Genomic DNA, 736 nt, shown 5'->3' on the forward strand with positions numbered 1-736 from the left:
TTTCAGGGAAAGGAAGCAGTTTTCTACCAAATGACGCAGCTTATAGAGATATTTATCATAGTCACGCTGTTCTTTGCGATTCCTCTTGGGCGGAATCACAGGTTCCATCCCAGCTGAAACCGCATAGGCCAGGATATCATTTGTGTCATAGCCACGGTCTGCCAGCAGAGTTTCTGCGGAAATGCCTTCAATCAGGTGGACAGCTTCTTTACAATCTGCTCGGGTACCTTCTGTAATAAGCACTCGGACTGGCATACCATTCGCATCCACGGCCAGATGTATTTTGGTGTTGAGCCCCCTTTTGTCCTGGTCATATCCTGATTGCCACCTTTAGCTCCCGCCGCCTGGGGATGCACTTTGATATGGCTGGCGTCGATCATCAGCCATTCATAATCCGGTTCATCTATCAGGATTTCCAGAAGTTTTTCCCAAACACCTTTTCTGCGCCAACGAATGAACCGCTGATGAACGCTGCCCCACTTCCCATAATCGGGAGGCAAATCTCGCCAGGGCGCTCCGGTTCGCAATACCCAAAACACCGCATTGATAAATCGACGGTTATCCTGGGCGATCCCTCCCCACTGGCCTCGTTGTCCTGGTAAATGGGGTTCCAGCAACGACCACACTTGATCGCTTATGTCGTGTCTGTGATAAGAAGCATCCATCTTTTCCTCTCCTGTCTTTTTTGATGCTTCCATTCTATCACAATTCCTCTACCTTGTGTAGACACTATCTA

General features: G+C 48.9%; 1 pseudogene. It reads right to left on the reverse strand.

Annotated elements, in window-relative coordinates:
- Positions 1–665 (reverse strand): annotated as a pseudogene (locus tag U8U68_RS22045) (IS5 family transposase); the annotation flags it as partial.
- Positions 666–736 lie beyond the last annotated feature (71 nt).

This window comes from Acutalibacter intestini (assembly GCF_034334985.1).
GTDB classification, from domain to species: domain Bacteria; phylum Bacillota; class Clostridia; order Oscillospirales; family Acutalibacteraceae; genus Acutalibacter; species Acutalibacter intestini.